The following is a 20710-nucleotide window of genomic DNA, read 5'->3' on the forward strand; positions in this document are numbered from 1 at the left end:
CTGATTTATTCAACAAAGCCCTCCAGCTTATGCAAACCCTGGCAATGGCAATGGCAATGGCAATGGCAATGGCAATGGCAATGGCAATCACGGTAACAATGGCGCGCACGGGGGTAAAGGACAACATAATGTGAAGTCTGAAGACAAACATGGAAATCGTAAGAATTATGGACAACCAGACCGTGTCGGGTCTGATATCATTTTCTCTCGTGCACGTTCTCTTGCCGTCAATTATGGCCTGACAGGGTATCAGTCTCTGCCTCCCGGTATCGCTAAAAAGGTTGCGCGTGGTAAACCTTTACCTCCAGGTATCGCTAAAAAAAGCTTACCTGCTTCAATGATTAATGATCTGCCCTATTACCCCGGATATGAGTGGCGGGCCGTAGGCAATGATTTAGTGCTTATTGCTCTGAGTACGGCTGTCGTGACCGCTGTAATTAATGGCGTTTTCGACTAACCACCGATCAGGCTGAATCCGGCTAAAGTCTCATGGAAGTTGTTCATTTGCAGGCAATGAATTGCAATAAGCAGCTTCAGTCAAAAGAAATAATGTCCGCTTCTGGCAAAACGCGGACATACGGGGAAGCCAACATCCGCTTAAAGCGGAAAGCGGAAAAAGATGCCGTCGCACAACAAATTTTCTTATTGGGGTTGAAAGGTCATAATATCAGGCGTATCAAAAAAGGCGGCACTTTTGCCATTCAATTAGGAAATGGAATTATGGCGGATAGAAGACCACTCAATCCCGACGTAGTTGTTCCTAAACCTGGCGGCGGTACCCAGCCTCGCGATCGTAACAACGATGGAAGAGTTGGAGAGAAGCGCTCGGATGCAGGTAAAACACGTAAATAATGACAAGCCGCCTCTGGGCGGCTTTTTTCTTGTGACGATCCAGCTGTAATCCGGTTTCACCCTATTACTTATGAAGGTTGTTGAACTGTTAACATCCGCTTCTGGCACAAAGCGGATATTGATGGCATTAGAAGTGTGAGAGTACCATTGTCATACTGGACACAATCATAATTCTGTCCAGACGATGCAGATTGAAATCACTGGAAGAATCATGGATATCCAACTCACAAACGTCACCCCGGACAGCCCAGGATTTGCTGAGTTAAGATCGCAGAGCATGGCTGAAGGATTTAACATGTTACGCCGACTGGAAGATAACTGGCTTAGCGGACACAACCGCTTTGATAGACCCGGAGAAAAACTCATTGGGGCTTCTGTGGATGGGTTAATCGTTGGCGTTTGTGGACTTAACATTGACCCGTTTACGCTAAAAACTGGCATCGGACGTCTGCGACATCTCTATGTAGACTCGGGATGGAGAAAAAGGCAGATTGGCAGCGCCCTGCTCCGTGAGATACTTAAGGATTCTGGCCACTGGTTTGAGTTGATCAACACAAACGCTCCTCCATCGGCATTCGCTTTCTATGAACGAGCTGGTTTCGTTGCTTTAACTGGCATAGAAAAAGCCACGCACCGTCTATGCCTCAGAGACCCAGCGCGTTGATACAGTCACCTCCTGGATAGACCGCATATTCTGTCCAGTGAACCACTTTTCAGGAATGTCTGCCGAGATAGAGCCCTGACGTAACCAAACTGGGGCTTCTGCTTTGATTGAAGATCGCAGCCTGGCTGCTGAGTGGGGCCTTATTCTTCCCGCCAGTGTACAAGAACTGGGTATTACACTCGAAGAATATGGAAGCGAAGACCGCGATGAATGGTTCACAGGAGAGCGCGGGTATTATGGTCAGGTCTTGTGAAAGAGAGGGGGAAAATGTCTAAATGAGCACTCGCTTCTACTTTAAAGCTGGCATCCACGCCAGCCACAACTCCCGGCAAGCGAGAAGCGCCGCTCAATAGAGCAAAGCCTTTACTCAAGAAAAAGAAGAATCCCTGTGCTTGAGTCGTTCTCTGAAAACAGGCAGCTGCCAGCGCAGATGCCCGTTTAACCTCAGAACAGCACCGAGTAGTTCAGCCCAAAGGTTCGTCCGCGCCCCTTATAGGTATAAAGACCCGCGTCGCCGTAGGTCGGGCTATAGAGCCCCGGCGCCCGCTGGCCCCACACCGTGGTGTAATCTTTATCCAGCAGGTTCTCTACGCTAAAGCTGAGTTTGCCGACCGGCAGCGCGTAGCTTCCCAGCAGGTCAACGGTGTTATAGCCGTTGATTTTTTTGCCATCCGCATCGGAAACGTCAAGGGTTTGCGTGCTCTGCACGCGCAGGTTCCAGTCGCCCGGCGCCCAGTTCAGCCAGGCGCTGACTTTGGACGGGCTGGCGCTGTCGATGGTCAGCTTCTCCCATTTACCCTCGACGCGCGTTTCAGATTTAATGACGTTAAAGTTAGAGCCGGTACTCCATTCGCTGTCGTTAAAGAAGTAATCAACCTGGCCCTCCACGCCGTAAATGCGGCGCTTATCGTCATCCAGATTAATCGTCATATCGGTTTTATTGATGCTGATGGTTTTATCCGACAGCGAATAGTAAGCCGCCAGCTGGGTGCGCAGGTTATCGCCGGTATAGCGCCAGCCGAGCTCGTAAGAATCGACTTTGATCCCATCGAGCTTCGAATCGTTGACGTTAACGCTGTTGGTGAGGTTGTAATGCCCGTTCGCCAGGCGATAGGTGCCGGAACCGTAATATTTGGCCAGGTCGGGGATCTCAAAGCCCTGCGAGAAGTTAAACCAGACCTGCTGGCGCTCGGTCAGTCGACCCAGAATACCGGCATTGAAAAGCAGGTTATTGTAGTCGGTCGATCCTCCCGGTACCGCATCCGCCGAGTTGGCCTGGCCGGTGGCGATCGCCTGCTGCTGCGCGTAGCCGACAAAATCGTCCACCTTGTTTTTCGTATACTGATAGCGCACGCCGCCGCTCAGCGTGATGGCGTCGATGTCGTAGCTCGACTGCAGGAACGGCGCGAGATTGGTGATGCTATAGCCCGGATAGCGCCCGACGTTGTAGGCGTTTTTCAGCGTCATGCCGCCGCTTTGCGCCGCGGTGTTCAGGTCAAAAAACTGCTGATTGGCGTCAAAGGTCTCATGGTCGGCGTCAACGCCGTAAGTCAGCGTCAGGGCATCGATCGGCTGGCTGTTAAGGGTCAGCTTGCCGCCATAGAAATCGGTCTTTTGCTGCGAGGCGCCGATACTGGAGACGCGATTGCGGGTAAGCGTAGGGAAAGGATAGAAGGTCAGACTCTCGTCGCGATAGTAAACCTGCGCCACCAGATCCTGGCCGAAAAAGTCGGTATTGGAGTACTGCACATTGATCAGATGGCGTTCGGTGCCGGGCAGGCGGTCGGAGTCGAGATTGCCTGAGTTATAGGCGCTGCCGGAGCCGGTCACCGCCGAGAAATTCTCGCCCAGATAGAGGCCATGCTTGCCGTCTGATTCGCTCTTGAAGTACTGCGTGGTAAGCTGCAGCTGCTGGTTCTCATCGATATTAAGCGTGCCCGTGCCCATTACATCCAGACGATCGGAGTACTGCAGCCCGGTCTGGGTATTATCGATAATCGCCTCGTTGCCTTTGCCGTCATACCAGCCGCCGTAGCGCTGATAAGCAACCGACAGGCGACCCGAGGCCTTGTCGTCGCCGCCGCTCACCGCCGCCGCGACGTTCTCATCATGATCGTTATGGCTGTTGAACCCGCTTTTGACGCCGGTTTGCAGCTCCGCCTGCGTGCCCGGCTGACCTTTCTTCGTCACGATATTGATTAAGCCGCCGGTACTGCCGCCGCCATAGAGCGAGGTCGCGCCTGAAATCACCTCGATACGCTCGATGTTGAACGGATCGATCGCGTCCAGCTGGCGGCTGTCGCTGCGTGACGAGTTAAGGCGAACGCCGTCCACCATCACCATCATCGAGCGACCGCGCATGTTCATACCGTAGTTGGTGCGTCCCTGACTGCTGACGTCCATGCCGGGAATGAGCTGCGCCGCACCTCTTTCAACTCCTTGCCGCCCTGGACCTGCTGCTCAATTTCCTCCTGCTCGATAATCCAGGTGGTTTGCGCCATTTCCGCCACGCTGCGGTGCGAGCGGCTGGCGGAGACCACCATCTGATCCTCTTTTACCTCTTCGGCCCAGGCGCCGGAGGAGAGCATCGCGAGTAAACAAGGATTTAAAACCCACAGATACGGCTGTTTCATTTTTTATTTTTTTCCGATGACGTGTTCAAAACTGAACGGAATTAACGGTGTGTTGAGGATCCCGAGCGTGATTTTCCGGCTGCTGCGTGCGCCACTGGATCACGCCAGGGGTGGTGCTCAGCTCAAAGGGTTCATCCGGGTGCGCACGGTTAAGAATGCGGGCGGCGCGCCAGGCCATCAGGCTGAGCTGGGGTTCCGCAATGCCCAGGCGCTGCATCCCGGCATTGACGGCAAAAAGACTGTTGCTTTCCGGCCCGTCCCAGTTAAGGGTGAAGTCGGTGTTGATCTGGAAATTTTCGTCGCGGTCAAGCTGCAGGCGATGCGCGACAGGCGCCATAAAAGCGGGACGCGCCGAGCGATAGCCGGTGGCGAAAATCACCACGTCGGTCGTCAGCTGCTCTTCGCCGTGATCGAGATGGTGACGCAGCCTCAGCTGCTGCGCTTCCTGCGCCTGCTCAAGCGAGATCACCGAGCGCGACGGCATCAGACGCGCCCAGGGCTGCTCACGCAGCACCTCAAAGCGGTGATACATCGCCCGATAGATGGCGAGAAGCGACTCGCTGGTGATGCCGTCTGAGGTCATCTTCTGCTCGTTCAGCATCTGCTGGCGCGCGCTTTCGTCCAGCGTCGAGAAGCTTTCCAGGTACTCCGGCGTGAAGTACTCGTTGGCGAAGGCGGCTTCATCCAGCGCGTTGAAGTTATTCCTGCGCGACACCCAGTTCAGGGCCGCGGGCTGACCCCATTCACCACGGAAGATATTGAGAAACAGGTCGGCGCCGCTCTGGCCACCGCCGACAATGGTAACGCGCTTGCCGTGCAGGTCCGGCCGACGCAGCATCATTTCGCTGGCGTGAAAGCAGCGATCGCTCTGTTCAGTGACGCACGCCGGCAGCCGGGCCTGCTTCCCGATGCCGAGACAGACATGGCGCGCCTGGAAACAGTCATGGGCGGTTTCGACCGTGAACAGACGCGTCGCGTCGTTAAAGGTCACGCGGGTGACCGGCTGGTTAAAGGCCAGATTGCTGAGACGCTTCGCCACCCAGGCCAGGTAGTCGGAAAACTCCTCTCTGGAGACCGTGCGCTGCTCGGTGGTGAGAAAACGGTAGAATTTCTTTTGCTGCACCAGATAGTTCACAAAGCTATAGCGGCTGGTCGGCTCAACCGCGCTCACCAGATCTTTGAGAAAGCTGGTTTGCATCGCGCAGTCCGGCACCATCATGCCCGGATGCCAGGCGAAGTCGGGTTTGCGCTCAAGAAACAGCGAGCTAAAACCGTCCAGTCCTTCCGCCAGCGCGGCGACGCTGAGGTTGAACGGGCCGATGCCTATGCCAATGAAATCATAAGGCTTCATTTTGCAGACTCCTGGGTGACCAGATAGAGAGGGTTATCGAGATCGGTAAGGTAGTTGGGCAGCATTCGGCTGCCGCCGTCATGCTCTGAGAACCTCAGCTTTACCGGATTAAGCACGACGCGGATGATCTGAGGCCTGAAGAGATCGAACAGGGCGAAGCGATCGGCCATCGTCGGATGTTGCGCCATATAGCGCTGCAGCACGCCGGCGAGAAGGCGGTAAAAATGGCGCTCATCGATGCCCGACTGCAGCGTCAGACGGGAGATAAAACGCAGCACGGTGACAAAGTGCCCGGTCTGCAGATCGTGAATAAGGTAGTCGGCGCTCAGGCGCGCGGTGACCTCTTTCACCGCCGCAGGCAGCGACGCCGCCTCCGGGAAGTCGCGATCGACAAGACGCATATCGCCCTGAAAATCCTTCAGCAGAATGCGCTGCGGAATATGGTCCTTCATCACCAGCGTGACGTTCTGACCGTGCGCGATAAGCGCCACGCCGTAGCGGCACATCAGATGATAGAAGGGGATCACCACCACGTCGAACATGTGGCTCAGCCAGCTTGCCGCATCCAGTCCCGACGCCTTGATCCAGGCGTCGATCAGCGGGCGTCCGTCGTTATCGGTTTCCATCAGCGCGGCCATCAGCACCGCCTGTTCGCCTGCCTGCAAGTAGCAGCCGGGGCTTTCGCGCCAGATCACGCCGAGCATCTCCTGGTAGCGATAGGGCGCCTGCGGCAGCGCGGCGTAGCCTTCGTGAGACAAGTAGCCTGCGGCCGGCTCCGCCAGAATACGGGCGCCGGTGGCGCGCAGCGTCTCATCCTGCGCGAACTGGCGCGTTAACCAGCCGGAGGCGATCGGCCCGGCGGCGATATACTTGCCGGGAATGCCGCGATAGCAGGAGGTGTTATAGATGGTCAGCGGCAGTTTGATATCGAACCGCGCAGCGCGGCTGACATTGGTCAGGGTGCGCAGCGACTGCTGCGCCAGATAGCGGTCGCCGAAGGCGCCCAGCTCGACTATCTCTCCGCGCGCCAGCTGCGGCAGAAAGTGAATCGCGATTTTTTGCTGCCACTGCCAGGGATGAACGGGCACCGCCATCCAGCTGTCGTCGAGTCCGGCTGACTGCCAGCGCTGGTGAAAACGCGTCAGCTCGGCGTCATCCATGGCGCTGGCGAGCAGGGTAGAGAGGTCGCACGTCTCTTCATGGCTCCAGACCAGCTTATCCCGGCGCACCGCGACCCAGTGCAGCTGAAACCGATTGCGGTACTCCGGCGCATAGGCGCGCAGCGCATCCAGCCCCCAACCGCGACGCCCTTTGTTGAAGATAAACTTGGGATGTCCGCTGAGCAGGCACTGTAGCTCATCCGCATCGAGCGCGATCAGATCGTCAGCGCTCAGCGACCGGCGCGCTTCCAGCAGTTGCAGATCGCCGCGCAGGGTGGCGTAGAGATCTTCAAGATGCTCGGCCGTCTGGGCATCGCTCATCTCCAGCGCCACGGCCAGCTGACGCAGCAGCGCGTCCGCCTCCAGCGGCCCGCCGCTGAGAGAGGCGGGATCGATATGCAGCCAGCCCCAGATGCCGCGGCGGGCGGCAAACGCCCAGCACGCTGAGCCCACGCTGATTTCCCAGCGGCCTGCTGAACGCTCCACGGCGCGCAGCGCCTGCTCATACTCCAGCTCGGCGAGAATTTTGGCGATCATCTCGCGGTTGACGCGCTCCCACATCATAAGCCCTCCTCCGTAAAGAAGCGGTTGCGTTCGCTCATCACCAGGCGAGAACGCTTGTGGGGGAAATCGAACTCCTTGAGGGTGTGATAGCCGGCAACCGGCAGATGGCGGAACAGACGCTGATTGTCGTAGCGCGGTTCAGCGACGATGCGCTGCGTACGGGGCTCGTCGAGAAACAGATAGTGCGTCAGCCCGCGCAGCCAGCTGCGAATAAAGTGCGCGCCGCGCCACGCCTCTTCGCCTACCAGCATATGCAGACCGCGATCGTAAGGCTGCCAGCGGTAGTGACGGCCGATACGATCTTCCGCCGCCCAGTAAATTTCGAAATAGCCGAACGGCTGGTCGTCGAAACAGCCAATGACCGGGCAGCAGTACGCGGAGTCGAGCTGCTTGCGCAGGTAGTTTTCCTGCTTCGGCTGCGGCGCGGCCATTTCCCAGAAGGCGTTGACGCGGGGCGCGTTCATCCAGCGTGTAAAGCGCGCGGCGTCCTCCGCCACGTCGGCGACGCGAAAGCTGAGCGTCCGCTTGATCTGCGGATCGTAGCGCCGATAGATTTCGCCTTCCGGCCTGGCCGGACGCACGGGATAGAAGAGCTGACGCTCATCATCGAACTGCATTTTGCCGCTGGCCACTGACCGTTCGCCGCGGCGCCAGATCGGCAGCTGCCAGAAGGTTTCGCGGGAAATGTAGTCGCCGTCGACCGCCGCGAACAGCGCCTGCGCCTGCGGCTCATGCTGCCACTGCGCCCAGGGGAGATGAACGCCGCTCAGGTGCGGCGCGGCCACCAGCAGCTGATCGATCGCCTCGGCAAGCCAGCCTTCCGGTATCGCCGCCATAAACTGCAGCGCGGCGCTGTTGTCCAGCCCGAGCATGAGCGGCAACGCCTGTCCGGTCAGCGCACAGCGGAAACCGGTGTCGCCATGTACGATATGCGCATTTGGCATCACGGCTTCTCCCTGTAGAACGGATTCTGAAAATCGAAGTAGATCACTGCCGGATCGGCGATGGTGTTTTCGTTGTGGTCGTAGAGATAGCAATTGAAATTGCCTTTACAGTTCCAGTGTCGGCTGTCGAGCACGTAATCGAGACTGCGGGTGTCGCTGACGCGACTGCGCAACGCCGCCAGCCTGTCGCGCACCAGGGCCATCAGGCGCTCTTCGGTCTCAAAGCCCGCTGCGCCCAGCGCGGCGGTAACCGCCAGCGTGGAGTTGACCAGCAGGTAATAGGGGAAGTAGCGCAGCACTTGCTCGCGGCTAAAGCAGTTTTCCGCATCCGCTTCGTCAATCTGCGCCAGCCAGTCGATGGCGTTTTCCGTGAAGCCGCTGCCCTGGCAGTCGCGGTAGAGCAGTCCGACCGGCAGATCCTGCTGCATCTCGACCAGGATGTTTTGCTGATGCGCCAGCAGCACCAGGCCGTAATTGGCCTCGGTGCCGAACAGCGGCAGCAGTACGCGATCGCAGTAGGCGTTCAGCCAGCACTGCGCCGCCTGGGCAAGCGTCAGCCCGAGCCGAACGCTCACTCTTCTTACCGCCGCCGCCAGCAGGCTGTCGCCGCCGTCTGGCGCGGCCTGCGTCAGGCTGACCAGCACGTTGGTCTGGGTTGCCGGGGTATCGAAGAGGCTGTTGACGCGAAACGCCATCAGGCTCTCTTCCTGGATCACGCCATCAGCGGCGCGCAACCCGGCCCAGCCATCCTCCTGCATCACGCGCATAGTGGGATAGTCCATCTGCAACGACTGCCAGCGCGGGGTCTGGGCGAGACGCGCCAGGCGCATACCGCGCTTCACCTCTTTCACCGACAGGGTCCGCACCGAATTAGTCAGACGCACGCTCAGCGAGAATTTGATCATGTCGCTGCTGACAGGCGAGTAGAGCGAACGTGAAGAGCTGGTGGGCAGCCAGGCGCTGCCGCATTCCCCTAAGTCCGCCAGCGCGCCGTTATCGATTAGCTGCTGGCACCACGCCTGCGACAGCAGATAGCGGGCCTGCCACGGATGCATCGGGATCAGCCAGCGCCGGTCGGTAAAGTGGCTCAGCAGCGCGGGCGCGCTCTGCGCGGCAAAGCGCAGCAGACGCGCGCGCAGCGACAGGCCGAGGCTTTCGCCCGCCACATATTCGCTATCGACGGAGAGCCAGTGCAGCGGGAAGTCAGAGGCGAAGTCAGGCAGATAGCGGCGCGCTTCTGCTTCATCAAAAGGCTCGTGCGATTTCGGGGCAGGGTGGAACGCGTGCCCCACCAGCAGCGCCTGTTCGGCCTCAGCAAACGAAAGCGGTTTGTTGCGTAGCTCAGGCCAGCGATGGCGCACATTGATCGCCTGCCAGGTATTGGCATGGCTTTCGCCGACGCGCTGCTGGAAACGCTCGATGATGCCGCTGCTGAGTTCCGCGCGAATGGCCGGTTTTGCCAGAATCAGCGATACCAGGGTTGCAAAGCTGATGGCTTCGCCCTCAGGCGAATCCGGGCTGATGAGCCGCGCGGGAAACTGATACTGATGGTGCTGGGTAGGAGAGAAGTAGCGCAGCGGCAGACGGATCGCCTGCGATGACGAAAGGGGCAGGTCAATATGTTGCCTCTGGCCGGGCGCAGCCTCGGCAACATATTTCCAGTCGCGCGTTTCCCGAAAAAGCGCATTGAGAAAGCACTGCGCCGCCACGTCAACGCCAGCCGTTTGAGAGAAGCCATCCATAAGATAATCTCACTTCTTAACTGATAATGATTATCGTTATGATAATTATTTAATTTACAAAGGCAATCATTTTTGCAATATTTGCATACATCTTATGAACTGTATATCCCTGTTTTTAACGGTGTCTTTACATTTATGTGTCAGTTATTACAGAGTCGGCGGGTATGACGGGGCCGGGTAAATCAAGCTGGCCGCTGGCTTTTTGCGCCGGGCTGCTGGGAATTGGTCAGAATGGCTTACTGGTCGTGCTGCCGCAGCTGGTAGAGATGACCGGCCTGACGCTCTCGAGCTGGGCCGGTTTATTGATGTTTGGTTCGATGCTGTTTCTGCCCGCCTCGCCCTGGTGGGGACGGGTCTCCGAAGTGAGGGGCTGTAAATTTGTCGTGGTGGCGTCGCTGTCAGGCTATCTGGCCAGCTTCGGCATTCTGGCGCTGGCGGTCTGGATGATGGCGGAAAAGCGGATCGGCATGCCGGTCGGGCTTGCGGCGCTGATCCTGTCGCGGATGGCGTACGGTCTCACCGTCTCGGGCATGGTGCCCGCCGCGCAAACCTGGGCGATGCAGCGCGCTGGCGCAGAGCGGCGCATGGCGGCGCTGGCGGCGATCAGCTCCGGGCTAAGCTGCGGAAGATTGCTGGGGCCGCCTCTGGCGGCGGGCGCTCTCAGCCTTTATCCCATGGCGCCGCTGTGGCTGATGGCCGCCGCGCCGCTCTTCGCCCTGATGCTGATCGGCCGCGAGTATGGCGATCCGCCGCTGGCGCCGGTTGCGCATCAGGCGGCGCGCTGGCAGAGCAGTTTACTGCCGCTTCTGGCGCTGGCGGCGCTGCTCGCCCTCAGCATCAGCCTGATGCAGATCGGGCTGGCGCCCGTGCTGCGCGATTACATGAGCGCGCCCGCGGCGGTCAGCCGCCATATCGCCTGGCTGCTGAGCCTGGCCGCCATCGCGACTCTGCTGGCGCAGTTTCTGGTGGTCAGGCCGCAGCGGTTGCAGATTCAGCCGCTGCTGTTTAGCGCTGCGGTACTGATGAGCGCAGGGCTGGGCATCATGGTCGTCGGCAACCTTATTTCGCTTTATGCAGGCATCGCCGTCACCTCGTTCGGCGCTGCGATGGCGACCCCAGCCTATCAGCTGATGCTTAATCAAAAACTCTCTATCGGCAAAGGGGCTGGCCTGATCGCCACCAGCCACACGCTGGGCTACGGCCTGAGCGCCTTGCTGATCCCCTTTATCACGTGGCAGTGGGGACAGCACCACCTGCTGGCGGGCGCATGGATAGCATCAATGATGTTTTTCATGGTGGCCTGTCGGCTGCGATTAACGGCAAGCGCGGAAAGCGCGCGCTGAAGTCAGGAAAAAATATGGACGCCATTCCAGCCTACCGCTTATTCAATGTCACTCTGCTGCGCAAAAGATGGCTCTCTCCCTCGCTGGTGAGCTGCCTCTTTACGGGCGAAGAGGTCGGGATGATGAAGCGCGATGGGCCCGATCAACGCATTAAAATTCTCTTTCCGTCGTTACAGGGGATTCCCGCCTCGTTAACCGCGCATCTTCCATGGCGCGAGCAGCTTAAAACCCTGCCGCCCGAGCAAAAGCCGATACCGCGCACCTACACGCTGCGCGCGGTTGACGCTGCCGACCGCCTGGTGGAGGTGGAGTTTGTGATTCATGGCACCGAGGGACCCGCCTCGGCCTGGGTCATCAGCGCGGAACCAGGCGATGCTCTGCAGATGGTTGCGCCCAACCGGCAACACGCCGATGACAGCGGCGGATATGAGTGGCGTCCTCATGCCGAGGTCGCGCGCGCGCTGATCGTGGCCGATGAGACGGCGCTGCCGGCGGTGAAAGGGATCCTTGAGCAGGTGGCGCAACTGGCGGCGCCGCCCGCGCTGCAGATTTTTCAGGAGGTACCGCGGGCGGAGGACTGCGTCGACTGGCGTCAATACGCCTTTGCCGAGGTCTTCTGGCTTCCCCGCGACCAAACCCGCACGGCGCACGGCGCAGCGCTGCTGCAGGCGGTAAAGGCGAACCTCGCCGTGCCTGACTCAGCGCTCAGCGCCTGTCCGGCGTCGCTGGAGGTGGAACAGGAGAGCCTGTGGCGCAGTGCGGCGTGCAAAGACAATCTTTTTTACGGCTGGGTTGCGGCGGATTCGTCAGCCGTCAGGCATATCCGGCGCTATCTGGTGGGCGAGCGCCAGCTGGCGAGCGAGAGCGTGAGCTTTATGGCCTACTGGTGCAAAGGTTAACCGCGTCAGTCCGCTTAATTTATCGTGCGCAGAGCGGGACAGGCGGGATGCTGAGGGGCGCCGCACAGCGGTACGGCGCGCCTCCGAGGGGCTTGTCAGGAGTTTTCAGAGGAGCGAACGGCGTAGAAACGCGCTTTCTGCTGCTGACGCTGTCTGCGCGGCATCACCAGGCTGGCGATGATAATCACCAGCGTCAGGCCGCCGGTCGCCAGCAACTCATTCTGATGCTGCGCGTTAAACAGCATGCAAACCAGCACGGTGACGATAAACAAAATGGTCAGCCAGGTCAGGCCCGGAAACAGCCACATGCGGTAACTCAGCGTTTCGCCCGCTTTTTCGCGCTTTTTGCGCAGCACCAGATGAGAGAAGGCGATCACCAGGTAAACCAGCAGCGCAATGGCGCCTGAGCTCGCCAGCAGGAATTCAAACACCACGCTGGGCGCCAGATAGTTAGCCACCACCGCGACAAACGCCGCCGCCGTCGAGAGCAGCACCGCAATCCAGGGCGTACCGCTGCGCGTGGTGCGGGATGCCGCCGCAGGCGCATCCTTCCGACGCGACAGAGAGTAGAGCATACGCGAAGAGGTATAGAGCGCCGAGTTAAGGCAGCTGCAAACCGCTATCAGCACCACGACATCGACAATGAGTTTGGCGTGCGGAATATTCATGGCCTGCAGCACGGTCTGATAAGAGCCGTGCTCAACCAGCGACGGCGAATTCCAGGGCACCAGAGCGACCACGAAGAATATCGACAGCAGATAGAACAGCGCGATACGCCAGATAACCGAATTGGTGGCCTGGGTGATCTGCTTGCCGGGGTTCTTCGATTCGGCGGCTGCGATGGTAATAATTTCGGTGCCCATAAATGAAAACATGGTGGTCAGAATCGCCGCCATCACCTTGCCGATGCCGTTGGGCATAAATCCCTGGGTGTCATAAAGATGCTGAAGGCCGCTGGCGCCGCTGTTGGGCAGATAGCCGAATACGGCCAGCCCGGCGGCACACAGGAATGCGACGATCGCCGCGACCTTGAGCAGGGCGAACCAGAACTCAAACTCGCCATAGTTTTTTACGCTCAGCAAATTGGTCAGGGTTAAAACCACCGTAATGGCGAGCGTAAACTGCCAGATGGCGATCTGCGGAAACCAGGCGTGCAGGATGGTGCCGGCCGCGTTCGCTTCCAGAGGGATCACCAGCACCCAAAACCACCAGTAGAGCCAGCCGATGGTAAAGCCGGCCCAGCGGCCGAGCGCCTTATCGGCGTAGGTAGAGAAAGAGCCGGAGTCCGGCAGCGACACCGCCATCTCCGCCAGCATACGCATAATCAACACCACCAGCGCGCCAGCAGCGGCATAGGCGATAAGCACCGCCGGGCCCGCCTCGGCGATAGCGTGGCCGGACCCCACAAACAGGCCTGCGCCAATCACGCCGGCAATGGACAGCATGCGCACATGGCGCGGCTTTAGATTTTGTGCCAGTGCATCTTCGTTCGCACTCTGCATTCTCGTCATCAATACATCTCCAGAACGGCTCCCGGGCTTATGTGCCCGGGACGAGCAGGGGGACAGACTCGCGGCAGCGAGCCGGGAAGCTGATACGTTTTATTTACAATTCCCGACAAAGGCTTTTATTTATGCGTGCGGAGAGGTAAGTTGCCAGAGCCAATTTCAGAGAGTGGGATGGAGCCAATTGCAGCTGTTATATGCCGATCACTTATTAGCGCGACTGCAGGTTTTGCAGAGTGGTTCGCTACAGCAGCGACTGCTGGCCTGCATACAGGCCGCTATTATTGAAGGGGTTTTTCCTCGCGGCGGACGTTTGCCGCCGACGCGCGACATGGCGCGCGAGCTGGGCGTATCGCGAAATACGGTAATGCATGTTTATGAAAGTTTAATGGCGCAGGGCTACGTGACGGCGCGCACCGGCAGCGGCACCCGCGTGGTGGAGACGCTGCCGGAGATCTGTCTGCAAAGTCAGGCGATCGAGCTGCTTCAGCCGGTTGCCGCGCCGCTGCCAGCCACGCTGTCAAAACGCGGCGCGATGCTGCTAGGGCATGCCACCGCCTCGCCCTATCAGTGGGGCGCCTTCGTGCCCGGCGCGCCTGATGTGACCGAATTCCCTCATAAGTTGTTTAGCCAGATTCAGGCGCGACTCAACCGCGATCCCGACGTTCACCGACTGATTTACAGCAGCGGCGGCGGCTGCCCCGATCTGCGCCATGCGCTGGTGGAGTATCTGCGCGTGGCGCGATCGGTGAAGGCGGATGCCGATCAAATCCTGATCACCGAAGGGGTGCATCAGGCGGTGGATCTGGTGAGCTGCGTGCTGGGCGATCCTGGCGATCTGGTGTGGATGGAGGAGCCGGGGTACTGGGGAACGCGCAACCTGCTGCGTAAAAACGGCCTGAAAATTCGCGCCATCCCGGTCGATGACGAGGGGATTGTGCCAGCGTCCGGCCCGCCGCCCCGCATGGTATTCGTGACGCCGTCACATCAATATCCGCTGGGCGCTCATCTGAGTCTGGCGCGGCGTAAGGCGCTGCTGGCGCAGGCGCGGCGTCACGGTAGCTGGATTATCGAAGATGACTACGACAGCGAATTTCGCTTTTCAGGCACGCCCTGGCCGTCGCTACAGGGACTGGAAGAGGATGCGCCGGTCATCTATATGGGCACCTTCAGCAAAACGCTCTATCCGGCGCTGCGCATTGGCTACATGGTGGTGCCGAAGATGCTGGCGGAACCGATGCGCACCGCGGCGACCGAACTCTATCGCGGCGGCCATCTCTTGATCCAGCGCGCGCTGGGTGAGTTTATCCGGCAGGGGCATTACATGGATCATATCCGCCGCATGCGGCTGCTCTACGGCCAGCGACGTCAGTTTTTATGCAGGCTGATCGAGCGCTATCTGGGGCCGTCGTTTTTACCGCTGGTCAACCATGAAGCGGGGCTGCATCTGGTGCTGCGGCTGCCGCCGGGCTGCGACGACGTCGCGATTACCGCGGAGGCGCTCAAACGCGGCGTAAAGGTGCGGCCGCTCTCGCAGTACTATATGCATCCGCAGCGCGAACGCGGATTGCTGCTCGGCTATGCCTGCGTCAATGAGCGGCAGTGTCAGGACGCGTTTGGCGTCCTCAAAGGCTGTCTGGTCGCGGCGGGCATCGAGATTAAGGCACAGTAATGTCTTAAACGGTGACAAGGGTGATGTTTTTCTCTTTCAGCGCCAGCTGGAATGCGCGATCAAGCTTGTCTTCGATAACCAGAACGTCTATTTCCTCGCAGCTGGCGACGGAGAACCTGGCGACGCCTGGGATTTTCTCTGCGGTCAGCCCGACAATGGTCTGGCTGCTTTGCCTGATAGCCGCTTTCTTAAACTCACAATCATCGTAATTAAAGCCTGTCAGTCCAGTATCGGGACTCATGGCGCATCCGCCTATAAACGCCTGGTCAAACATCACGCCTTTCAGCTGCTCAATGGCCCTGTTGCCGACGCAGCCGCCGCTGTTTTTATCAATGCGACCGCCAAGCATAATGACGTCAATCGCGGCATAGTTCAGCAGCGCCGCGGCGATATCGGGCGCATTGGTGACCACCGTAGCGACGAGCGTTTGAGGCAGAAAACGGGTCATAGCCAGATTGGTGGTACCGGCATCGATAAAGATGCAGCTCGCATTTTTTATTCGCTCTGCGCACTTTTGCGCGATGGCCTCTTTAGCTGAGAGATTGTGCTCTTTTCGTATCGCAAAGGTGCCGGCATCCGGCACGATTAGCACCGCGCCGCCATACACCTTTTTGCACAGGCCTTCCTTGCTGAGTTCATGAAGATCGCGCCGGACCGTATGCTCTGAGACACCCAGCTGGCGGGCGAGTTCGGCGCAAACGACGCTTCCCTGTTCGCGCAAAGTTTGTCGGATCAACGCTTGCCGCTGCTCTGGGAAAGCTGCATAATCGAGCATAAATTACCTTTAATATTATTATAACGAGCTTAAGCGAGCATGATCGTGCATGCCACCGCACCTGTCAACCCGCTGCTGCGCTTTTACCCGTACGCAAAAGGGGTTTTCAGCCATCTGACGAGGAATTACATGGTTATGCCATTCACCCGAATTACTTCGCGCCATGCGACGCGGCTGGCTTTTTTTATTGCGGGCGTGGTCACCGCCGCCTGGGCGGTTATCGTGCCCTATGCTCGCGCCAACACGGGCGTCGATGAGGCGACGCTGGGCACGTTGCTGCTCTGTCTGGGCGTCGGCGCGCTGATCGCGATGCCGGTAACAGGCTCGCTCACCAGTCGCTTCGGCTGCCGTCGCGTCATCATGGTTTCCATTGCGGTGATTATCGTCAGCACGCCGCCGCTGGCGTTTATTGCCGATCCGCTGCTGCTGGGGCTGGTGCTGCTGCTGTTCGGCGTGGGTATGGGCGTCACCGACTGCGCCATGAACATTCAGGCAATCCTGGTTGAAAAGCAATCATCCGTTCCGCTGATGTCGGGTTTTCATGGCATGTACAGTTTTGGCGGCATTGCGGGCGCGGGCGTAATGACCTTGCTGTTAGCGATGGGAACAGAGGTTGCTGTCGCGACGCTGCTGGTTATTTTTATGGTGCTGGCGTTAGCCATACTGAGCTATCCGGGGCTGCTGACCTACGCAAACCCTAAAGAGGGGCCTGCGTTCGCCAGGCCGCGCGGAATCGTTTTGTTGCTGGGGATTATCTGTTTTTCCGTGTTTCTGACCGAAGGGACGGTGCTCGACTGGAGCGCCCTCTATCTGACGCAGGTGAAAGGCATGCCGGATACCCTGGGCGGTCTGGGATATACCTGTTTCGCCGTGGCCATGACCGCCGCCAGGCTAACGGGCGACCGCGTTGTTCGCCATCTCGGCCGCTTAACCGTGGTTGTCGGCGGATCGGTGATGACGATCGCCGGGCTGGCGCTGGTGATCTACGTCCCCTCGTGGCACCTGTCGCTGCCGGGATACGCGCTGGTAGGAGCCGGCTGTGCGAATATCGTGCCCGTGATGTTCTCGGCGGTGGGGCAGCAGAGCGTGATGCCGCAGTCGGTTGCCGTTCCGGCCATGACCACCCTGGGATATCTGGGCGTGCTGAGCGGCCCGGCACTCATTGGCTATGTCGCTCATTTCACGTCGCTCGCCGTCGCCTTTTCACTCATCATGGGGATAATGCTGTTTGTCGGCGCGCTGGCGTTCAGCCTGAATCTTGACCGCGCGCAGTCAGTAAGGGAAAACGCATGAAAATCGCACACGTGGCGTTATGGACCAGAGATCTTGAAGCGCAAAAGGCGTTCTGGCGGCATTTCTTCGCCGCTGAATCGAACGATCTCTATATCAGCAAAAATCGGCCTGGCTTCCGCTCTTATTTTGTCAGCTTAGCCGAAGGGCCGACCATTGAGCTTATGAGCCTGGACGGGCTGGAGAGCGGCCCGCACGGGAAAGAAGTGACGGGATGGGCTCATCTCGCCATCACGGTAGGCTCTCGGCAACGGGTCGATGAGATGGTCAGGAAGGCTGACGCCAGTAACATATTGGTTAGCCCCGCGCGGGTCACCGGGGATGGCTATTATGAGGCGATTATCCGCGATCCAGACGGCAATCTGATTGAGATTGTAAGTTAGGGTGGGAACCTGGGCCGATTATCGGCCCAGAGATCGCGCGCCGCATTCGCTATGCGGCGATCCTGCCGCGCACGATAACCTTTCCTGGCTTGCTGTCGCCATCCTGCACGCGGCGAATCGCCAGGTTGAGCGCCTGCCATGCGATCTCCTGCAGGTCGTGGCTGACGCAGGGAAAGTGGAAACCGTAAATCTCGGCGTGCGAAACATGATCGATACTGAAAAGGTTGACCTCGTCCATGAGCCGCAAATTGTGCTCGATACAGGCTTTAATGATGCCCAGCGAAATCTGGTTATTACAGCCGACAAAGTAATCGGGGGCCTGATGGCTGTTCAGCCAGCGGCTGGTTTCCCGCCACGCCGCATCCATAAAGAAATCGGCATAGAGAATTTCAAACGACTCTACCTTGCCCAGCAAAGCCGCCTGCAAGCCGGTGACTCTTTCACGCGCGACGTTGGAATTTTCCGGTCCGGAAACCACGACGACGCGGCTGGCCTGCTGCTCCAGAAGCCAGCGGCCGGTCTGCAGGCCGCAGTCCAGGTTATCGATATAGACGCCGCTACAGTGCGACGCCTGCAGTTCGCGATCGACCAGCACCACGGGAATGTTGAGAATTTCCAGCCGCTTCATATAGGCGGGATGATAGTTAACGTCATTGGAAATCACGGAAAGAATAATGGCGTCGACGTTATAGCCGATCAGCTTATCGATAATACGGTCTTCCGCTTCCTGCGATTCGCAGGAGTCAAAAACCAGCGTGTCATAACCCATCTTTTGCGCTTCCAGCGTCATTAGCCGCGTCAGTCCGCCAAAAAACGGGTTTGCCATATCAGGATTGACGATGCCAATGGTTTTACTGGCTTTCGCCCGCAGGTTGCGCGCGGCGGCATTGACGACATAGCCAAGCTGCTCTGCCGTTTCGCGAATGCGCTGAAGCGTTTCCGGATGCACTTTCTCAGGCTGCGAAAACGCCCGGGAAGCGGTAATTTTACTGACGTTTGCCTGCGCGGCGACGCTTGCCAGCGTCGCCTTTCGTCCCCGACCTGCTGCCAATTTCGGCTCCTTAATTAAACCACATCATTTTGTATCATTTACAAATCATGACAGATCCTGGGGTGTGAAGCTAATGCTGATTGTTACGCCAGCCGGTTTACGCGCGGATCGGTGAAAATATCCAGCTCATCGCGGCTTTCAGACGAGAACTCCGAGACCACCGCCCCGTTATCGCCCGCCTGGAACCAGTGACGCGTATTCGGCGCGATGGTGTATTGCTCGCCGGGCCGCAGCAGGACATAGCGGGTGCAGGTGTACCACTCCTCGCTTCCTTCCGGCACGCGGCAAACCGGCGCGCCGCTGGCGTCATTCTCTGTCAGGCTGCTGTCGTCCACGAACAGATAAACCTCGCCCGAGCGGCAGCGAAACGTTTCCTGTTTGCCCGGCGTGCCTTCAAACGGCGGGTGCAGATGCTCAGGACAGGTTTGTCTGGGAAACAGCACCAGCTCTTTGGCGCAGTAGCGCGGCGAGTTCACGTAGGTCAGCAGCTGCAGGCCGGAAGCAGGGTAATCCGGCAGTCCGAAAGTGGCGATCTCAATACGCTGCTGCTCCTCCTGCGTGAGCGTAATGTTGGCCTGACGCAGCGCGCTCAGCGTTTGTTGCACATATTCATGGGTATCCGTCATCGCTTCCTCAACTCATCGTAATGGTATCGATAACATTTATTGCAGGGCAGGCCTGGTTAATCTGTGATCAAGCTCAATGTTACTCATTGATATAGGGTTTAACTGTTTACCTTAATGATAATTTTTTAACAAACATCACAGTTTTGCAGCTTTATTTACAGCAGTATCGCCGCAGATAAATGATATCGATACCATTAAAATGATCTTACCGGGGGCATAAAATGAAAGCATTGGTTCTGGCGCAGGCGGGCAAAATCGCCATTGAAGATCGTGAATTTGATGAAACGCTCGGCGATAACGACGTCGAAATTAAAATTCACTCCGTCGGGATTTGCGGCAGCGACGTTCACTACTATCAGCACGGCCGCATTGGTCCTTTTGTGGTTGAGGCGCCGATGGTGCTGGGTCATGAAGCGTCGGGCGTGGTGCTGGCCACCGGCAAAAACGTCACTCACGTTAAACCCGGCGATCGCGTCTGTATGGAGCCGGGCATCCCGGATCTGAACTCGGCCCAGTCGCGCGCCGGCATCTACAACCTTGATCCCGCCGTACGTTTTTGGGCGACGCCGCCGGTACACGGCTGTCTGCGTGAAACCGTTATTCACCCCGGCGCCTTTACCTTCAAACTGCCCGATAACGTCAGTTTTGCCGAAGGGGCGATGGTGGAGCCGCTGGCGATTGGCATGCACGCCGCGACGAAAGCGGGTATTAAGCCAGGGGATATCGCGCTGGTGATCGGCGCCGGCCCTATCGGCGTCGTCACGGCGCTGGCTGCGCTCGCGGGCGGATGTTCAGACGTCATTATTTGCGATCTGTTCGATGAGAAGCTGGCGGTCGCCGCCAACTACGACGGACTGCACGCGGTCAATATTAAAAGTGGCGATTTGGCCGCTACCGTCGCCGCGCTGACCAGCGGCAACGGCGCTGACGTGGTGTTCGAGTGCAGCGGCGCCAAACCGGCTATCGCCACGCTGGCGCAGCATGCCGCGCCGGGCGCGACCGCGGTGCTGGTCGGCATGCCGATCGATGCGGCGCCGATGGACATCGTGGCCGCGCAGGCAAAAGAGATTACCTTCAAGACCATTTTCCGCTACGCCAATATGTATCCGCGCACGCTGCGTCTGCTGAGCAGCGGCAAGCTGCGCGTGCAGCCGCTGATCAGTCAAACCTACAAATTCAGCGAAAGCGTCGCCGCTTTTGAGCGCGCTGCCGCCGGTAATGCCTCTGATATCAAAATCATGCTGGAAATGGAGTAA

Annotated in this window: 17 protein-coding genes and 2 pseudogenes; 10 read left to right on the plus strand and 9 right to left on the minus strand. The window is 58.6% G+C overall.

Annotated elements, in window-relative coordinates; translation table 11 throughout:
- Nucleotides 1-7 precede the first annotated feature (7 nt).
- The 4 genes and pseudogenes from B3229_RS14535 to B3229_RS14550 form a co-directional block, all read left to right on the plus strand.
- On the plus strand, nucleotides 8-457 hold the full coding sequence (locus B3229_RS14535) for an anti-virulence regulator CigR family protein (RefSeq protein WP_286871956.1): 450 nt from the start codon (nucleotides 8-10) through the stop codon (nucleotides 455-457).
- A 32-nt stretch (nucleotides 458-489) separates the two neighbouring features.
- The gene (locus tag B3229_RS14540; RefSeq protein WP_286871845.1) at nucleotides 490-852 is read left to right on the plus strand and encodes a hypothetical protein; all 363 of its coding nucleotides are present in this window, start codon (nucleotides 490-492) and stop codon (nucleotides 850-852) included.
- Nucleotides 853-1063: 211 nt separating this feature from the next.
- On the plus strand, nucleotides 1064-1516 hold the full coding sequence (locus B3229_RS14545; RefSeq protein ID WP_286871848.1) for a GNAT family N-acetyltransferase: 453 nt from the start codon (nucleotides 1064-1066) through the stop codon (nucleotides 1514-1516).
- Nucleotides 1517-1616: 100 nt separating this feature from the next.
- Nucleotides 1617-1769 (plus strand): annotated as a pseudogene (locus tag B3229_RS14550) (DUF3916 domain-containing protein); the annotation flags it as partial.
- 191 nt (nucleotides 1770-1960) lie between these two features.
- Here B3229_RS14550 and B3229_RS14555 read toward each other — a convergent pair.
- The 5 genes and pseudogenes from B3229_RS14555 to B3229_RS14575 form a co-directional block, all read right to left on the minus strand.
- A pseudogene (locus B3229_RS14555) lies at nucleotides 1961-4149 on the minus strand (TonB-dependent siderophore receptor).
- 25 nt (nucleotides 4150-4174) lie between these two features.
- Complete coding sequence (locus tag B3229_RS14560; protein WP_286871854.1) at nucleotides 4175-5500, minus strand: lysine N(6)-hydroxylase/L-ornithine N(5)-oxygenase family protein; 1326 nt, start codon at nucleotides 5498-5500, stop codon at nucleotides 4175-4177.
- Nucleotides 5497-7224: an aerobactin synthase IucC gene (gene iucC / locus B3229_RS14565; RefSeq protein ID WP_286871856.1), complete on the minus strand. Its 1728-nt coding sequence runs from the start codon at nucleotides 7222-7224 to the stop codon at nucleotides 5497-5499. Before iucC ends, B3229_RS14560 begins: the two co-directional genes overlap by 4 nt.
- Nucleotides 7221-8168 (minus strand): GNAT family N-acetyltransferase, encoded by a 948-nt coding sequence (locus tag B3229_RS14570; protein WP_286871859.1) that lies wholly within the window; start codon nucleotides 8166-8168, stop codon nucleotides 7221-7223. The genes iucC and B3229_RS14570 overlap by 4 nt, the downstream gene beginning before the upstream one ends.
- Nucleotides 8168-9910 (minus strand): IucA/IucC family protein, encoded by a 1743-nt coding sequence (locus tag B3229_RS14575; RefSeq protein ID WP_286871862.1) that lies wholly within the window; start codon nucleotides 9908-9910, stop codon nucleotides 8168-8170. The genes B3229_RS14570 and B3229_RS14575 overlap by 1 nt, the downstream gene beginning before the upstream one ends.
- Before the next feature lie 164 nt (nucleotides 9911-10074).
- Here B3229_RS14575 and B3229_RS14580 point away from each other — a divergent pair, with 164 nt between their 5' ends.
- Together B3229_RS14580 and B3229_RS14585 are read left to right on the plus strand one after the other, a co-directional pair.
- Nucleotides 10075-11253: an MFS transporter gene (locus B3229_RS14580; RefSeq protein WP_286871957.1), complete on the plus strand. Its 1179-nt coding sequence runs from the start codon at nucleotides 10075-10077 to the stop codon at nucleotides 11251-11253.
- 14 nt (nucleotides 11254-11267) lie between these two features.
- A complete protein-coding gene (locus B3229_RS14585) occupies nucleotides 11268-12152 on the plus strand; it encodes a siderophore-interacting protein (protein WP_286871864.1) in 885 nt (294 codons plus the stop codon).
- Nucleotides 12153-12247: 95 nt separating this feature from the next.
- On the opposite strand, the gene gabP is transcribed toward B3229_RS14585, so the two are convergent.
- The gene (gabP, locus tag B3229_RS14590) at nucleotides 12248-13663 is read right to left on the minus strand and encodes a GABA permease (RefSeq protein WP_286871867.1); all 1416 of its coding nucleotides are present in this window, start codon (nucleotides 13661-13663) and stop codon (nucleotides 12248-12250) included.
- A 178-nt stretch (nucleotides 13664-13841) separates the two neighbouring features.
- Here gabP and B3229_RS14595 point away from each other — a divergent pair, with 178 nt between their 5' ends.
- Nucleotides 13842-15329, plus strand: coding sequence for a PLP-dependent aminotransferase family protein (locus B3229_RS14595; RefSeq protein WP_286871870.1), 1488 nt, complete (start codon nucleotides 13842-13844; stop codon nucleotides 15327-15329).
- A gap of 4 nt (nucleotides 15330-15333) precedes the next feature.
- Here the strand turns inward: B3229_RS14595 and B3229_RS14600 are convergent, their stop codons facing one another.
- On the minus strand, nucleotides 15334-16104 hold the full coding sequence (locus B3229_RS14600) for a DeoR/GlpR family DNA-binding transcription regulator (RefSeq protein WP_286871873.1): 771 nt from the start codon (nucleotides 16102-16104) through the stop codon (nucleotides 15334-15336).
- A 135-nt stretch (nucleotides 16105-16239) separates the two neighbouring features.
- On the opposite strand from B3229_RS14600, the gene B3229_RS14605 reads away from it, so the two are divergent.
- Both B3229_RS14605 and B3229_RS14610 read left to right on the plus strand, forming a co-directional pair.
- Nucleotides 16240-17397: an MFS transporter gene (locus B3229_RS14605; protein WP_286871876.1), complete on the plus strand. Its 1158-nt coding sequence runs from the start codon at nucleotides 16240-16242 to the stop codon at nucleotides 17395-17397.
- Complete coding sequence (locus tag B3229_RS14610; RefSeq protein ID WP_033748429.1) at nucleotides 17394-17777, plus strand: VOC family protein; 384 nt, start codon at nucleotides 17394-17396, stop codon at nucleotides 17775-17777. The genes B3229_RS14605 and B3229_RS14610 overlap by 4 nt, the downstream gene beginning before the upstream one ends.
- 49 nt (nucleotides 17778-17826) lie before the next feature.
- On the opposite strand, the gene B3229_RS14615 is transcribed toward B3229_RS14610, so the two are convergent.
- Nucleotides 17827-18828 (minus strand): LacI family DNA-binding transcriptional regulator, encoded by a 1002-nt coding sequence (locus B3229_RS14615; RefSeq protein ID WP_048784587.1) that lies wholly within the window; start codon nucleotides 18826-18828, stop codon nucleotides 17827-17829.
- An 83-nt stretch (nucleotides 18829-18911) separates the two neighbouring features.
- Nucleotides 18912-19454 carry a D-lyxose/D-mannose family sugar isomerase gene (locus B3229_RS14620; protein WP_048784588.1) on the minus strand — a complete coding sequence of 181 codons (543 nt, stop codon included), beginning with the start codon at nucleotides 19452-19454 and terminating at the stop codon, nucleotides 18912-18914.
- Nucleotides 19455-19675: 221 nt separating this feature from the next.
- On the opposite strand from B3229_RS14620, the gene B3229_RS14625 reads away from it, so the two are divergent.
- Nucleotides 19676-20710: an NAD(P)-dependent alcohol dehydrogenase gene (locus B3229_RS14625; RefSeq protein WP_048784589.1), complete on the plus strand. Its 1035-nt coding sequence runs from the start codon at nucleotides 19676-19678 to the stop codon at nucleotides 20708-20710.

The sequence above is a fragment of the Pantoea sp. UBA5035 genome (genome assembly GCF_002415245.1).
GTDB lineage: Bacteria > Pseudomonadota > Gammaproteobacteria > Enterobacterales > Enterobacteriaceae > Pantoea > Pantoea septica.

What these genes read in the sequence shown, in the direction of transcription:
- B3229_RS14540 (WP_286871845.1), top strand. Translation starts at nt 490, where the DNA reads ATGGAAGTTGTTCATTTGCAGGCAATGAATTGCAATAAGCAGCTTCAG.
- B3229_RS14545 (WP_286871848.1), top strand. Translation starts at nt 1,064, where the DNA reads ATGGATATCCAACTCACAAACGTCACCCCGGACAGCCCAGGATTTGCT.
- B3229_RS14560 (WP_286871854.1), bottom strand. Translation starts at nt 5,500, where the DNA reads ATGAAGCCTTATGATTTCATTGGCATAGGCATCGGCCCGTTCAACCTC.
- iucC (WP_286871856.1), bottom strand. Translation starts at nt 7,224, where the DNA reads ATGATGTGGGAGCGCGTCAACCGCGAGATGATCGCCAAAATTCTCGCC.
- B3229_RS14570 (WP_286871859.1), bottom strand. Translation starts at nt 8,168, where the DNA reads ATGCCAAATGCGCATATCGTACATGGCGACACCGGTTTCCGCTGTGCG.
- B3229_RS14575 (WP_286871862.1), bottom strand. Translation starts at nt 9,910, where the DNA reads ATGGATGGCTTCTCTCAAACGGCTGGCGTTGACGTGGCGGCGCAGTGC.
- B3229_RS14580 (WP_286871957.1), top strand. Translation starts at nt 10,075, where the DNA reads ATGACGGGGCCGGGTAAATCAAGCTGGCCGCTGGCTTTTTGCGCCGGG.
- B3229_RS14585 (WP_286871864.1), top strand. Translation starts at nt 11,268, where the DNA reads ATGGACGCCATTCCAGCCTACCGCTTATTCAATGTCACTCTGCTGCGC.
- gabP (WP_286871867.1), bottom strand. Translation starts at nt 13,663, where the DNA reads ATGACGAGAATGCAGAGTGCGAACGAAGATGCACTGGCACAAAATCTA.
- B3229_RS14600 (WP_286871873.1), bottom strand. Translation starts at nt 16,104, where the DNA reads ATGCTCGATTATGCAGCTTTCCCAGAGCAGCGGCAAGCGTTGATCCGA.
- B3229_RS14605 (WP_286871876.1), top strand. Translation starts at nt 16,240, where the DNA reads ATGCCATTCACCCGAATTACTTCGCGCCATGCGACGCGGCTGGCTTTT.
- B3229_RS14610 (WP_033748429.1), top strand. Translation starts at nt 17,394, where the DNA reads ATGAAAATCGCACACGTGGCGTTATGGACCAGAGATCTTGAAGCGCAA.
- B3229_RS14620 (WP_048784588.1), bottom strand. Translation starts at nt 19,454, where the DNA reads ATGACGGATACCCATGAATATGTGCAACAAACGCTGAGCGCGCTGCGT.
- B3229_RS14625 (WP_048784589.1), top strand. Translation starts at nt 19,676, where the DNA reads ATGAAAGCATTGGTTCTGGCGCAGGCGGGCAAAATCGCCATTGAAGAT.